Annotated in this window: 9 protein-coding genes; 1 reads left to right on the top strand and 8 read right to left on the bottom strand. The window is 68.3% G+C overall.

Annotated elements, in window-relative coordinates; genetic code table 11:
- The 8 genes from HKK72_RS27240 to HKK72_RS27205 form a co-directional block, all read right to left on the bottom strand.
- On the bottom strand, positions 1-2,958 hold a 2,958-nt coding region (locus tag HKK72_RS27240), incomplete at its 3' end, for a glycoside hydrolase family 3 protein (RefSeq protein ID WP_187237289.1).
- Positions 2,959-3,199: 241 nt separating this feature from the next.
- The gene (locus HKK72_RS27235; protein WP_187237288.1) at positions 3,200-4,213 is read right to left on the bottom strand and encodes a LacI family DNA-binding transcriptional regulator; all 1,014 of its coding nucleotides are present in this window, start codon (positions 4,211-4,213) and stop codon (positions 3,200-3,202) included.
- A gap of 83 nt (positions 4,214-4,296) precedes the next feature.
- The gene (locus tag HKK72_RS27230; protein WP_187237287.1) at positions 4,297-5,784 is read right to left on the bottom strand and encodes a GH1 family beta-glucosidase; all 1,488 of its coding nucleotides are present in this window, start codon (positions 5,782-5,784) and stop codon (positions 4,297-4,299) included.
- Entirely contained in the window at positions 5,781-8,099 is a 2,319-nt protein-coding gene (gene yicI / locus HKK72_RS27225) for an alpha-xylosidase (RefSeq protein WP_187237286.1), read from the bottom strand. The genes HKK72_RS27230 and yicI overlap by 4 nt, the downstream gene beginning before the upstream one ends.
- Before the next feature lie 54 nt (positions 8,100-8,153).
- A complete protein-coding gene (locus HKK72_RS27220) occupies positions 8,154-9,065 on the bottom strand; it encodes a carbohydrate ABC transporter permease (protein ID WP_187237285.1) in 912 nt (303 codons plus the stop codon).
- Positions 9,062-10,051: a carbohydrate ABC transporter permease gene (locus tag HKK72_RS27215; RefSeq protein ID WP_187237284.1), complete on the bottom strand. Its 990-nt coding sequence runs from the start codon at positions 10,049-10,051 to the stop codon at positions 9,062-9,064. Before HKK72_RS27215 ends, HKK72_RS27220 begins: the two co-directional genes overlap by 4 nt.
- 99 nt (positions 10,052-10,150) lie before the next feature.
- Positions 10,151-11,446 carry an ABC transporter substrate-binding protein gene (locus HKK72_RS27210; RefSeq protein ID WP_187237283.1) on the bottom strand — a complete coding sequence of 432 codons (1,296 nt, stop codon included), beginning with the start codon at positions 11,444-11,446 and terminating at the stop codon, positions 10,151-10,153.
- Positions 11,447-11,917: 471 nt separating this feature from the next.
- On the bottom strand, positions 11,918-13,717 hold the full coding sequence (locus HKK72_RS27205) for a bifunctional metallophosphatase/5'-nucleotidase (RefSeq protein ID WP_187237282.1): 1,800 nt from the start codon (positions 13,715-13,717) through the stop codon (positions 11,918-11,920).
- Between the two features lie 187 nt (positions 13,718-13,904).
- Here HKK72_RS27205 and HKK72_RS27200 point away from each other — a divergent pair, with 187 nt between their 5' ends.
- On the top strand, positions 13,905-14,552 hold the full coding sequence (locus HKK72_RS27200; RefSeq protein ID WP_187237281.1) for a hypothetical protein: 648 nt from the start codon (positions 13,905-13,907) through the stop codon (positions 14,550-14,552).
- Positions 14,553-14,652 lie beyond the last annotated feature (100 nt).

The following is a 14,652-nucleotide window of genomic DNA, read 5'->3' as shown; positions in this document are numbered from 1 at the left end:
GAGACTGAACGAGCTCAGGCGCAGGTCACCGCCGAAGACGAGATAGACGTCCTGCCGTCCCGAGGCTCCGGTGATCGCGGTGGTGACGTCCCGATAGGCGTACGGGTCGCCGGTCGACGGGACGTTCACCGTGCCGACGAGCCGGCCGGACGGGCCGCCCAGCCGGATCTGGATCGTGGTGTCGCCGGCACTCGCCTTCGCCACCCGCGCCGTGAAGCGCTCGGCGCCTCGGGACAGGTTCGCGTCGGCGAACTTGATCCAGTCGCCCGCGTCGGTGCGGCCGATCGAGTCACCGCGGACCTTGGTCTCGTCGACCAGCTCGATGCCCTGCTGGTCGTCGAAGTTGGCGGCGCGGGTGTCCCTGCCCAGGTCGCGCGGCGGGATGGTCTCGCCGCGGACCTTCAGCGTGGCGCGCTGCCGAATGTCGGCCGACGAGGCGCCGATCATTAGGTCGTGCTCGGCCGACTCCACGACCCATCTGTCGCGGGTGACGTCCCAGTGCGCCAGGTCGGCCGCGCGCAGCGTCAGCCGGATGGTCTTGTGCTGACCCGGCTCGAGGTGCACCCGCTCGAAGCCGCGCAGTCGCTTGAGCGGCTGCTTGTCCCGCGACGTCCTCTGGTGGGTGTAGAGCTGGACCACCTCGTCGCCGGCGAGCCTGCCGGTGTTGGTCACCTCGACCGACACCGTCACCTTGCCGTCCGCCGTCACCGAGCCGGTGCTCAGCCTCGGCCGGCCATAGCGGAACGAGGTGTAGGACAGGCCGTGCCCGAAGGCATAGAGCGGGTCGCCCCGGAAGTACTGGTAGGTCCGGTCGGTCTTGATGATGTCGTACTCGAGGATGTCGGGCAGATCGCCCGCCGAGCGGTACCACGTCTGTGGCAGCCGTCCCGCGGGGTTGACGTCGCCGAAGAGCACGTCGGCGATGGCGTGCCCGGTCTCGGCGCCGGCGTGCGAGGTCCACAGGATCGCGGGGACGTTCTCCTGCTCCCAGTTGATCGTCGTGGGATAGCTGTTCTCCAGCACCACGATCGTGTTGGGGTTGGCCTTACGAACCGCCTTCACGATCTCCTGCTGGCCTTCGGCCAGGTTCATGTCGGTGCGGTCGTGGTCCTCGCGTCCGTTGATGAACGGCATGCTGCCGACCACGACGACCGCCGCGTCGGCACCGGTGGCGGCCTTGACCGCCTCGTCGACGCCGGTGCTGATGGTCTCCTTGGCGAACTTCGTGGCCTCCGCCGCGGTCGCCGCGCCCAGGATCAGGGTGCCGTCATCGCGCACGGTGACGTAGTTGTTCGGCCCCTCCCAATCGTTGGGCGTCTCGTAACCGGCGTACCGGATGACGTACTCACCGTCGCCGGCGTCCTCGAACTTGAACATCTGCTGGACGAACCAGCCGCTCGGCTGGTCCTGGGTGTTCGAGAAGGTCGACTCCGGGCTGTAATCGGTGCGCCCGACGACCTTGCCGTTGGCCGCGCTGCGCAGGGTGAGCACGCCCTGCCCCCAGTCGAAGACGTCAAGGCTCTGAGAGGTGCCGGCCGAGGTGCCGGTCGCCGTGAGCGGCCCGCCGGCGCCGCTCGGCGCGGTGACGTACCTGCCGGTCTCGGCGTCCTTGAGGGCGATCCGGTCGACGGCCTCGCTGCCCGTGACGGTTCCGCCGGCGCCCAGCCGTTCCTTGACGCCGTCCAGCGGGGTGACCTTGTACGGGAGTCTGCCGGAGTACCAGTCGGTGTAGAGGGTCTGGCTCAGCGGCCCCACCACCGCGACCTTGCCGGTCTTCGAGGCGTTCAACGGCAGGGTCTTGCTCTGGTTCTTGAGCAGCACGGCGGCCTCGCCGGCCGCCTTGCGCGCGAGCTTGCGGCTGGCGGGGGTGTCGACGACCTCCTTGGTGATCTTCCCGTACGGCCCGCCGTCCGGATCGAACTCGCCGAGCCGGAACCGGATCCGCAGGATGCGGCGTACGGCGGTGTCGACGTCGGACTCGGTGAGCAGCCCCTGTGACAGCGCCGCCTTGATCGAGTCGATCGTGGGCGAGGAATTGGTGTCGTCGACGGTGAAGCTCTCCACGCCGGCCTTGAGCGTCGCCGCGTTGCCCTCGGCGAGCGTGGCGTAGTACTGCTGGCTGCCCACCAGGTTGTTCGGCCCGCCGGCGTCGGTGACGTTGAAGAGCTCCCTGTCGGTCCACTTGCGGATCACGTCGTTGCCGTCGGAGTGGGCCGTGGCCGGCCGGCCGTTGATCAGGTTGTAGGCCATCATCACGCCGGTCGCGGCGTCGGCCGAGATCGCCGCCTTGAAGGCGGGCTCGTCGTACTCCTTCTTCACCCGCGGCCGCAGGCTCGAGGAGGTGCGGTCGCGCAGGATCTCGTTGTTGTTGGCGAGGTAGTGCTTGAGCACCGGTGCGGCCCGGAGCTTGTCGGGGTCGTCGCCCTCGATGCCCTTGCCGTACGCGGTGGAGATCCGACCGGTCAGGTACGGATCCTCGGAGTAGCCCTCCTCGTTGCGGCCCCATCTCGGGTCGCGCAGCAGGTTGACCACGGGCGCCCAGAGCTGCAGGCCCCAGACCTGCGGGTTCTCGGCGTTGAATCCGCGCGCCTCAGTGCCGACCACCGCGCCGACCTGCTTCATCAGCGCCGGGTCCCAGGTCGCGCCGAGGCCCACCGACTGCGGGAACACCGTCGACGTCGCGGTGACCACCGCTCCGGGCGGGCTGGAGTTGCGGTCGGTCGACCAGGCGATGCCGTGCAGCGCCTCGGTGCCGGTCTTGAAGGGTTTGACGCCGAGCCGTGGGATGGCCGGCTGGTACTGGTGCAGCAGCGACACCTTCTCGTCCAGCGTGAGCCGGTCGAGGAGGTCGTCGACGCGCGCGTTCAGCGCGAGCCGGGGGTTCTGGAACGGATAGGTCTCACGCGCGCTCGCCAGGTTCGCCGGCCCCAGCGCCGCCAGCAGCGCGATGATCAACATCGGGATCAGCGACCGGCGTCGGCGTCCGGGTGGCCGAGCGGGTCGATGGGTGGGATGCACTGGTCCTCCTCGAGCATTTCACGGAAATGTTGGCCCCATCCCCCGATGCCTCACAGGTCGTCAGCGGTTCCCTCATACGCGCGACCTAGCGGAGAAGCGCATTCGATTTCATAATCGAAGCGATTCGACCACGGCCCTGCCTCGTGTCGATGATCTTTTCATTCGGCAATTCTTCCCTTCGTCAGTCGCCGCCGGCCCGGGCCGCCGTGCTGGCGCGTCGGGTCAGGCGTGGGGGCAATAGGGTCGCGGCGGGGACGTCATTTCCCTCGAGCTTTTCCATGAGCAGTTCAACGGCCCGGTAGCCCACCTCTTCGGCCGGGATGGCCACCGAGGTGAGCGGAAGCTCGGCGTGCTCGGCGAGTTCGTCGGGACAGATGGCGACGACGGACAGGTCCTCGGGCACCCGGCGCCCCGCTCGGCGGAACGCCTCCACGATCGGCCGGGCGATCGGCTCGTTGTGCACCACCACACCGGTCAGGTCGGGGTGCTCGTCCAGCAACGTCGCGACCATCGCCTGGGCGGCCTCGGCGGTGGCCTCGCAGGGATGCACCGTGGACGTCAGGCCATAGCGGCGGGCGGCGACCATGAAGCCGTCCGCGGTGCGCTGCGCGAAGCCGGTCTCGCGCTCGTAGACCTCGGGGGGCGAGCCGATCAACCCGACGCACCGGTGCCCGAGCTCGGCGAGATGGTCGACGCAGACCTCACCCGCGGCCCTGAAGTCCAGGTCGATGCAGGTCAGGCCGGTGGGCTCCTCGGGAAAGCCGATGAGCACGGCAGGGCGCCCCAGGGTGCGCAGCAGCGGGATGCGGGCGTCGTGCATCTGCACGTCCATCACGATCAGCGCGTCGACCAGGGCGCTGCCGGCCACCCGGCGCAGCCCCTCTTCCCCCTCCTCCTGGGTGAGCAGCAGGACATCGTGATCGTGCCGCCGGGCCGTGGTGACCACCGAGACCGCGAACTGCATGACGACCGGCACATGGATGCCGGCCCGCAGCGGGATTACGAGCGCGAGCACGTTGGAGCGGTTGCTGGCCAGCGCCCTGGCCCCGGCGTGCGGGCGGTAGCCGAGCTCGCGGATGCTCTCCTCCACCCGGCTGCGGGTCTCGGCGGAGATCGAGCGCTTGCCGCTCAGCACATACGAGACCGTGCTCGGCGACACTCCCGCGTGGCGGGCGACATCAGTGATCTTGACCACGAACCACCCCTACTTCACGAGCCACCGGCAATTCACCGGCCACCCCTATTTGAAGCGTTTCGATAATATAAAGACTAAACGGCTCACACCTCCGACACAATGGCATTGGCGGAAATGACATCGCGATACCACAAGGCACTGTCCTTCCACGTGCGCCGCTGCGTCTCATAGTCGACATGGATGAGGCCGAAACGCTTTGAGTAGCCATAGGACCACTCGAAGTTGTCGAGCAGTGACCATGCGAAATAACCGCGTACGTCCACCCCGGCGGCGATGGCCCGCGCGACCGCCGCGAGGTGGTCGCGCAGATACTCGATCCGGCGGTCGTCGTGGACGTGCCCGTCCGGGGCGATCCGGTCGTCGAACGCGGCGCCGTTCTCAGTGATCATCAACGGTACGCCCGGGTGCTCGCGGTGCAGCCGCAGCAGCAGTTCCTCCATCCCGGTCGCGTCGATGCTCCACCCCATCTCCGTGTAGGGCCCGGGCAGCCGGACGAACTCGACGTCGTCGGCGCCGACCCACGCCGACGCCATCCCGGCGCCGTGCCCGTCCGCCGTCGACCGGGGCTTGTCGCCGTTCCACAGCCGCACGAACGAGGGCGAGTAGTAGTTCACGCCGAGCATGTCGAGGGGCGCGTCCGGCGACGCGGCGATGGCGGCCTCGTCGCCGTCGCGCACGAACGACCAGTCGGTGACGCCCGCCGTGTCGGCGATCAGGTCGGCCGGGTATCGACCGTCCAGCAGCGGCCCGAGGAAGATCCGGTTGGCCACCGCGTCGATCTTGCGGACCGCCTCGGGCTCACCCCGTAGGAGGTGCAGGTTGAGCGTGATGGAGTGCTGCGCCGTCGGCGACACCACGCTGCGCAGCGCACGGGTGGCCAGGCCGTGCGCCAGGTTGAGGTGGTGGGCGGCGGCCAGCGCGGCGGCCGGCTCGGTGCGGCCGGGCGCGTGCACGCCGGAGGCATAGCCGAGGAACGCGGTGCACCACGGTTCGTTGAGCGTGGTCCAGGTGTGCACCCGGTCGCCCAGCACCGCGCCGATCCGCTCCGCGTAGTCGGCGAACCGCAGCGCGGTGTCGCGGGCCGGCCAGCCACCGGCCTCCTCCAGGCCCTGCGGCAGGTCCCAGTGGTAGAGCGTCGCGACCGGCGCGATGCCGCGTTCGAGCAGCGCGTCGACGAGCCGGGAGTAGAAGTCCACGCCCCTGCGGTCGAGACCGCCGCCGAGGTCCGGCCGGCCCTCCGGCAGCACCCTCGGCCAGGAGATCGAGAAGCGGTAGGCGTCCAGGCCCAGGGCGCTCATCGACTCGACGTCCTCGGGCCACCGGTGGTAGTGGTCGGTGGCCACGTCTCCGGTGTCGCCCGCGAGGACCTTGCCCGGCGTACGGCTGAAGACGTCCCAGATGGACGGACTCCGGCCGTCGGTGTCAGCCGCTCCCTCGATCTGGTACGCGGCGGTCGCGGCGCCCCACAGGAAGTCCTCGGGAAAGGTCACGTTCACCACGTCGCTCCGCTCGTCCACGCTGCCTGCCTCGCTACGCTCGACCGCATCATCTGCCTCGCTACGCTCGGTCATCCGACCCCCCTGATGGACAGCGAGTCCTGCTCGGCCTCGACCAGCGTGCCCTGCTCGTGCTCGGTCGTCGTGCCTCCGTCGACGGACAGGGCGGCCCGTACACCGACGAGCAGCACCCGCCACCCGGGTGGCGCGCCGGTCGCCTCGACCCGTATCTCGCCGCCGTCCCGCCGGGTCGTGAACGTTGCGGTGATCTCTCCGGTCGGCGCGGGCACCTCGGTCGTGACGCGGGCACCGTCCGGCAGCTCGTACGCCCGCAGCGTGACGCCGTCGGCGTAGTCGTAGTCCGGCCGGTCGTCGACCGCGCCCACCGGTACGACGGCGCCGGGCCGTACGAGCAGTGGCACGCTGTCGAAGCCGTGGTGTTCCCGCACCCATCGCGGCCCGGCGACCCGCCGGCCGGTGAGGTAGTGCGTCCACGTGCCCTCGGGCACGTAGTAGGAGACCTCGCCGTCCTCGGACAGCACCGGCGCGACGAGCAGGTCGTCGCCCAGCATGTACTGCCGCTCCAGGTGCGTACAGGCCGGATCACCGGGGAAGTCGACGACCATGGCCCGCATCATCGGCACCCCCTCGGAGTAGGCCTGGCGGGCGGTGCCCGACAGGTACGGCATGAGGCCGAGCTTCAGCCGGGTGAAGGACCGCAGCACGTCGACGGCCTCGTCGTCGAACAGCCACGGCACCCGGTAGGAGTGGTTGCCGTGCAGCCGGCTGTGCGAGGAGAGCAGCCCGAACGCGATCCACCGTTTGAACACCGCGGCGTCGGGCGTGCCCTCGAACCCGCCGATGTCATGGCTCCAGTAGCCGAAACCGGACATGCCGAGCGACAGACCGCCGCGCAGGCTCTCGGCCATCGCGGCGAAGGACGACTCGCTGTCGCCGCCCCAGTGCACCGGGAACTGCTGGGTGCCCGCCGTGGCAGACCGGGCGAACACGATGGCCTCGGCCTCGCCGCGGCGCTTGCGGAGCAGGTCGAAGACCGTCTGGTTGTAGAGGTAGGTGTAATAGTTGTGCATCCGCTCCGGGTCGGCCCCGTCGAAGTACTCGACGTCGGTCGGGACGCGCTCGCCGAAGTCGGTCTTGAAGCAGTCGACGCCCATGTCGAGCAGCGCGTCGAGCTTCGAGGCGTACCACTCGCGGGCCTCGGGGTTGGTGAAGTCGACCAGCCCCATGCCGGGCTGCCACAGGTCCCACTGCCACACGTCGCCGTTCGGCCGCTTGAGCAGGTAGCCGTGCGCCTTGCCCTCGGCGAACAGCGGTGAGCGCTGGGCGATGTACGGGTTGATCCACAGCGAGATCCGCAGCCCCCGCGCTTTGAGCCGGCCCAGCATCCCGCGCGGGTCGGGGAAGGTCTGCGGATCCCACTCGAAGTCGCACCAGTTGTACTCGCGCATCCAGAAGCAGTCGAAGTGGAAGACGCTGAGCGGCAGGTCGCGCTCGGCCATGCCGTCGATGAACTCGGTGACGGTGCCCTCGTCGTAGGAGGTCGTGAACGAGGTGGACAGCCACAGGCCGAACGACCAGGCGGGCAGCCGCGCGGGCCGCCCGGTGAGCGCCGTGTACTTGCGCAGAATCTCCTTGGGCGTCGGGCCGTAGATGAGGAAGTACTGCAGCGACTGCCCCTCGACGCTGAACTGCGCCCGCGAGACCGCCTCGGAGGCGATCTCGAAGGACACCTCGCCCGGGTGGTCGACGAAGACGCCGTAGCCGCCGTCGGTGAGGAAGAACGGGACGTTCTTGTAGGCCTGCTCGCTGGCGGTGCCGCCGTCGGCGTTCCAGATGTCGACGGTCTGACCGTTCTTGACCAGCGGGCCGAAGCGTTCACCGAGGCCGTACACGTGGTGGTCGACGCCGAGTTCCAGCTGTTCCCGGATGTAGTGCTCGCCGTCATCGGTGTCGACGAGCGCGACGGCCTTGGCTCCGCTCGTGGTGAGCCTGCGGCCGCCGGCCAGGAAGTCCACCCGCCACTCCTCGCCCCGGTCGACGCGTACGGACAACTCGCCGGAGGTGAGCACCGCCGCGTCGTCGTCCACCGAGATCCGCGGGTCGGCGGAGCCCTGATGGAGCTGGAACTCCGGGCGCCGCGGGACCTCCCCGGCGAAATGCGTGATCTTGACGCCGATGACGTCCGGCATGGGGCTGCTGTACGCGGTCGTCACGACCGGGCCCTTGAGCAGGTCGCCCCTGTGCCGGATCCGCTTCGTCGGCGCGTGGACCACGAGCGTCCCGGAGGCGACCGTGCAATCGAGGACCTCGACCGGGTGAGCGGCGTGCACGCCCTTCCGCATCATCCAGTAGCCATCGGTGAACTTCATGTACCGGTCGTACCTCTCAGACTCGGGCAGTGTGGGGAAAGGGCCGGGCCGGGGTCATTTGATGGCCCCCGCCGTGAGGCCGCGGGTGAGCGTGCGCTGGAAGATCAGGAAGAAGATGAGGGTCGGGAGGATGCCGAGCAGGGCCGAGGCGCTCGACATCGTGGCGTCCATGAGGCGCTGCCCCTGGAGCACGCCGAGGGCCACCGAGACGGTCTGGTTGTCGTTGGAGATGAGGAACACGAGCGGGATCAGGAACTCGTTCCAGGTCCAGATGAAGAAGAACACCAGCAGCACCGCCAGGGTCGGCCGGGTCACCGGGACCACGATCCGCCACAGCACCTGCCACTTGCTCGCCCCGTCGATGCGGGCCGCTTCCAAAAGCGGCCTGGGGAAGGCGCTCAGCACCGACGAGAGCAAGTACGTGCCGAAGGCGCTCTGGATCACCGCGAACACGATGATCACGCTGAGCCGGGTGTCGTAGAGGCCGAGCTGCTTCGACAGGTAGTAGAGCGGATAGACCAGCGCCTCCTGCGGCAGCGTGTTGGCCATCAGCAGCAGCACGAGGATCCACAGGCGGCCCTTGATCCGGCCGATGCCGAGGGCGTAGGAGTTCAGCACCGAAAGGATCACCGCGAGGACGGCCACCGATCCGCTGATGATGATGCTGTTCACCAGCTTGCGGCCGAAATCCACGCGCTCCCAGAAGTCCTTGAGCCCCTGCAGGTGCAGGCCCTCGGGCGGGGCGAGCGCCCCGTTCGCGCCGTACTCGTCCGGTGTCTTCAGCGCGTTGAACACGACGATGACGAACGGCAGCAGCATGACGACGGCGAGCACGATGAACGCCACCAGCACCACGTGGCTCGACGGGTCGCGCCGCCGTCGCGTTCTCGCGCGCGGCCTGGGCCGTGACTTCAGCGGTGGCTTGAGCGGCGACTCGGCCTGTGACTCGGCGGCGGTGGCGCTCATTGCTCCTCCAGGTTCTTGCTCTGCACCCGCAGGAACACGACGGTCAGCGCCACGATGATCGTGGTGAGCACGGTGGCGATCGCCGAGCCGTAGCCGACGTCGGTCTTGTCGAAGAAGTTCTGGTACGAGAAGTACGACGGCACGTTCGTCGCGCCGCCCGGGCCGCCCTTGGTCAGCACGTAGATCGGCGCGAAGGCCTTCAGTGAGGCGATCGTGCACCACAGCAGGCAGACGAAGATCTCCGGCCGGATCTGCGGGATCGTGATGTGCCGGAACCGCCGCCACCACGAGGCTCCGTCGATCTCCGCCGCCTCGTACAGCGAGGGATCGACCCGCTGCAGACCGGACATGAAGATGACCAGGGGGAAGCCGACCTGGATCCATACCATGACCACCATCACGCCGGCCATGGCGGTCTTGGGATCGCCGAGCCAGTCGTGCGCGAGCGAGTCCAGGCCGACGGCCGCCAGCAGCTCGTTGACCGCCCCTTCGTCGGGCGCGAGGATCCAGCTCCACACGATGCCCGCGATCACGACCGGCAGCAGCTGCGGGAGGTAGACGCAGGCCCGCAGCACGCTGGCCGTACGCGCGCCGAAGTTCTTGCCGATGAAGTCGGTCAGCGCCGCGGCGAGCACGAGCCCGATGGCCGTCGGGATGATCGCCATCGCGACGATCAGTGCGACGTTGTGCCGGAACGAGGCCCAGAACTCCGCGTCCGCCAGCAGCGTCTTGTAGTTGTCCACGCCCACCCATGTGGGAGCGCCGACACCTGACCATTCAGTGAAGCTCGTACCGACGTTCATGAGGAACGGCACCACGATGACGCCGATGAACAGCAGCAGCCCGGGGAGCAGATAGAGCAGATACGCCGCGCGATCGGACCGCCAGGGCCTGGTGCCCCCCGGCGCCGCGGCGGGTGCGGCCCCGCCCCCGCCCGCCGGGCCCGGCGTCTGCGACGGGGGTTTCGTGCTCGCGGGTCGGGTCATGGCAGCGTCCTTCCGTGAGAGCCCTTGCGGGAGAGCCCTTCGCCGCTTCGCGGTGCGGTGCGCGGGCCGGTGCACCGCACCGCGAGGCGGCCCGGCCGGCTACTTGGGCACGCCGCTGTCATAGGCCTTCTGCAGATCGCTGAGGACCTTGTCAGGGGTCGCACTGCCGTTGATGAGCTTCTGGGTCTGCGCGACGAACGTGTCATAGAAACCGGCCACCGGCCAGTCCGGGTAGTACGCGAGCGCGTCGTTGCCGGCGAGCGTGGTGAAGTTCTCGATGAGCTTCTTGTTCTTGGCGTCGGTGACCCCCGCCTGGTCGGCGGCGACGGGCACGCCGCCCGCGTTGGCGAGGGCGTTCTGGATGTTCTTCTTCATCGTGATGTCGATGAAGTCATAGGCCAGGTCCTTGTTCTTGGACCCCTGCGGGACGACCCAGATGTTGCCGCTCGAGCCCAGCGTCAGCTTGCTCTCCGGCCAGAGGAAGGAGTCCCACTCGAACGCCTTGATGTCGGTGGCGAACCGGCCGTACCACCAACTGCCGGAGAACAGCATCGGGAACTTGCCGGAGACGAACGCGACGCCCGCGTCCTCGGCCTTGACGCTCACCGAGTTCTTGGCGATGTAGCCCTTCTTCACCCAGTCGGCGAAGGTCGTGGCGCCGTATGTCCAGGCGGCATCGTGGAAGTCCACCTTGCCGGTGTAGCGCTCGAAGCTGTCGACCCAGGTGCGATCGGCCTTGGTCAGGGCGAGCTGGTAGAGGTACTGCTGCGCCATGTACTCGGCACCGCCGTTGCCGAGCGGCGTGATGCCCTTCTTGACGAAGGCGTCCATCGCCGCGGTGAACTCCGCGAAGGTCGTGGGCACCTTGACGTCGTTCTTCTCGAACAGGTCCTTGTTGTAATAGACCATGAGGTACTCGGCGTAGTTGGGCACACCGAACCACTTGTCGCCGCCCATGACGCCCTTGGCGTCGTACTTCGCCGTCGTCTGCACGCTCGGGCCGAGCAGCTTGTCCCAGCCCCGCTTGGTGACCTGCGGCGTCAGGTCGGTGAGCAGCCCCTGCTTGGACAGCAGACCGGCGGTGGCGTTGCCCTTGTTGTACTCCATGATGTCGGGGGCGTCCTTGGAGTTGAGGACCATGGGCGCCGTCTTCTGGATCTGCTCGAAGCCCTTCTCCTCGAACTTCACCTTCACGCCCGGGTGGGACTTCTCGAACTCCTGGATCGCCTGCTTCCAGGCCACTCCCATGGCGCTGGTGGGACCCTCGTAGTGCCAGAGCTTGAGCTCCTTGCCGGCCGAGCCGGACGTATCGTCGCCGCCGCCACAGGCGGACAGCACCAGCGATCCCACGGCGAACGCCGCGAGCAGTGCGGCGCCTTTGCCTCTCTTGAACATGCGGGTTCCTCCAGGGCGGGGTGAAGCCTGGGTGTCGAAGCGATTCGTCGAATCGCTTCGATGAGCGGGATGTTAACTTCTTGTGATCCAGCACACAATGGGTACAAGCCAGGCATTCCACCCAGCAAAAACGATCAAGCCCTGACCAGCACGAACATCCGTGGGCACGCTCCCACAAGTTGGGTGTTCAACGTCCCCGGCCGACGACCACCCACCCACGCCCCCAGCGACCGCCCACCCCACACCCCGCCGTGATCATGCGCTTGCGCACGGCCATCCCCCCGCCCGGCAACCCACGCACGCACAACTGCATGATCACGAGAGAGGGACGCACCCAACTGCATGATCACGGGTGAGGTGGCGGTGCGTCTTCCCCCGCCGTGATCATGCAGTTGTTCGTCGTTGCTTGATCACGGCGGGAGAGCGCGGGCTATCGGATGTCGGTGATGCGGCTATCGGATGTCGGTGCGGTTATCGGATGATGGTGATGCGGTCCTGGGCGGGCGGGGCCAGCGGCGCGGCGGCCGAGGAGTGCGCGGCCAGGTAGGCGGTGAACAGGTCCAGGTCCGAGGGCCCGACCAGCTTGTTGGCACCCTCCCTCAAGACCGGGAAGCCGTCACCACCGCCGCCGAGGAACTCGTTGATCGCGACCCGGTAGGTCGCCGCAGGGTCGAGCGGCGCGCCGTTCAGCCGGACCGAGTCGGCGACGATTCGATCGGCGCCCGTCTTGGTCAGGTCGAGGGTGTAGGTGAACCCCTTCGACACCTGCAGGATCCTCGGCGACGCCTCGTTGGCACCGCTGACCTGCTGCTGCAGCGCGGTGAGGATCTGCGCGCCGGTGAAGTCGAAGACGTTCATCATGTTCGTGAACGGCTGCACCGCGAACGCCTCGCCATAGGTGACCACCCCGTTGCCCTCGGCGCCGGAGGCGGCGTACACCAGGTCGGCGCGGATGCCGCCCGGGTTCATGAACGCCAGCTGAGCACCGCCCTTGTCGGCGGGCGCGAGCCCTTCGAGCTGGGCGTCGGCGATCACACTGCCGAGCGGCTTCTCGAGCGCCGTGCTGCCCCGGCCGTTGATGTCCGCGGTGATGTAGCCGAACGGGCGGTTGGCCACCGGGTCGGCCAGCTTCTTCCAGTCGGTGAGCAGCTGGGTGAGGTCCGCGGCCTTCGGCTGGGTGCGGACGACCACGTGGTTGGCCGCCTTGACCGAAGTACGGACGATGTCGCCGCTCCGGCGGTCGTAGCGCATGTCCAGGTCGGTGTAGAGCTTGCCGAAGGAGGAGGCGCTGGTGACCAGGCGCGGCCGGCCCGACGGGTCCGGGATCGTGCAGACGTACGCCTGGTGGGTGTGACCGGTGATGACCGCGTCGACCTCGGAGTCGATGCCCTTGGCGATGTCGACGATCGGTCCGGAGATCCCGTTCGGGGTGCCGTCGCAGTCATAGTTGTACGCGGATGATGCGGGCATGCCGCCCTCGTGCACGAGCGCGACGATGGCCTTCACGCCCTGCTTCTTGAGGGCACGCGTGTAGGTGTTGATCGTCTCGACCTCGTCGCGGAACTGCAGGCCCTTGACGCCCTCAGCCGTGACGATGTTGGGCGTCCCCTCGAGCGTGACGCCGATGAAGCCGACCTTGACGCCCTGGCGCCGCTCGATCCAGTACGGCTGCAGGATCGGCTTCTTGGTCTTCTCCGACAGCACGTTGGCCGCGAGCAGCGGGTAGTCCGCGCCCTTGAACTTGCGGCCCTTCGCGTAGCAGCCGTCGACCGGGTGACAGCCGCCCTTCTCCAGGCGGAGCAGTTCGGCCGATCCCTCGTCGAACTCGTGGTTGCCGACGCCCGCGACGTCGAGGCCGATCTTGTTCATCGCCTCGATCGTGGGCTCGTCGTGGAACAACCCGGAAAGCAGGGGGCTCGCACCGACTATGTCACCGGCCGCCACGGTGATGGAGTTCTTGTTGCCCTTGCGGGCGTTGCGCAGCGAGGTCGCGAGGTACTCCACGCCGCCCGCGTCGATGGGCTTGGTGGTGCCGGTGGCCGGGTCGAGCTCGGTCACCTGGCCCGAGGAGCCCTGCGGGGGCTCGAGGTTGCCGTGGAAGTCGTTGATGGCGAGGAGTTGCAGGTCGACCGTGTGGGAGCCGCCCCTGCCGTGGCGGGCGGAGTCACCACTCGCCGCGGGGGTGGAGGCGGCGAAGACTCCGGCGGTGAAGGCCACGGCGACGGCCGAGGCGATCAGCCTGCGGCGCGCGCTGAGGGATTTGGCGAACATGAGGTCCTCTTGTCCGACGATGTTGAGACCGCCAGAGCCTAAGCTCCTCGCGCCGGGCTTGTCAGTATCGGACACGTGACGATCAGACCAATTGCATCCATGATCGGACACAGTGATCAGCGAAGGGTGAGCGATGACGGGCGATACCGACGGGCGCGAACCGGTTCATGTCCATCACCGGGGGCCCGTGCCCACACGGACCGAGCAGGACTCGGTACGCATGCAGATCACTACGCTGCTGCAGCCGGGCGAGACCCTGCACTACGTGACCGATGGCGAGCTCGACCACCATCTGCCCAAGCCACCGGCCCGGCTGCTGCCCGAGCGCCGGTCCGGGCCGTCGAGCCGTTCATCAGTGCTCGTCGTGGTCGTCCTGCTGGCGATCAACGCATTCGAGACCGTCCTCGATCTGCTTCTCGAGGCCGCCAAGTGGCCGTTTCGCCGGCTCGGCCGCCTGTTCCATGGACGGTGCATGGACGGTGGCTGGACGAGCGACGCGGGCCGGTTCGCCCTCGAGGTGTACGGCGCGCACTGGACGCACAATCATCATCCCTTCGGCGACCTGTGGCTCGCGGTGACCGCTGATCGGCTCCTCGTCGCGATACCCGAGCAAAGGCATCTCTCGGATGTCACGGTGACAGTGGCGACGGAGCCGTCCCGCGACGACGTCGCGGTGCGGGACGCGTCCCTGCGTCCCCGGCGCCGACGACTCGATCTCCTCTTCCGGGACGGGTCCTGGGTGGCCCTGAAACTGCCGTCGGCCGCAGCCGCGAGGAGCCTGGCGGCGGCGCTGGACGAACAGACCGTGAACCGGCGAACGCCTCCCGCCCGCTGAAGGCCCGGCGGTCCAGGTGATCTCCGGCGAGCAGAGGCGTTTTCATGCGGCGGTGTGTTCGGTGGCCCTTCTGGGGGCCACCGAACACACCCTTCACGCG

This window comes from Actinomadura sp. HBU206391, assembly GCF_014323665.1.
Classification (GTDB): Bacteria; Actinomycetota; Actinomycetes; order Streptosporangiales; family Streptosporangiaceae; genus Actinomadura_C.
This window is presented reverse-complemented; position numbering and strand designations above follow the sequence as displayed.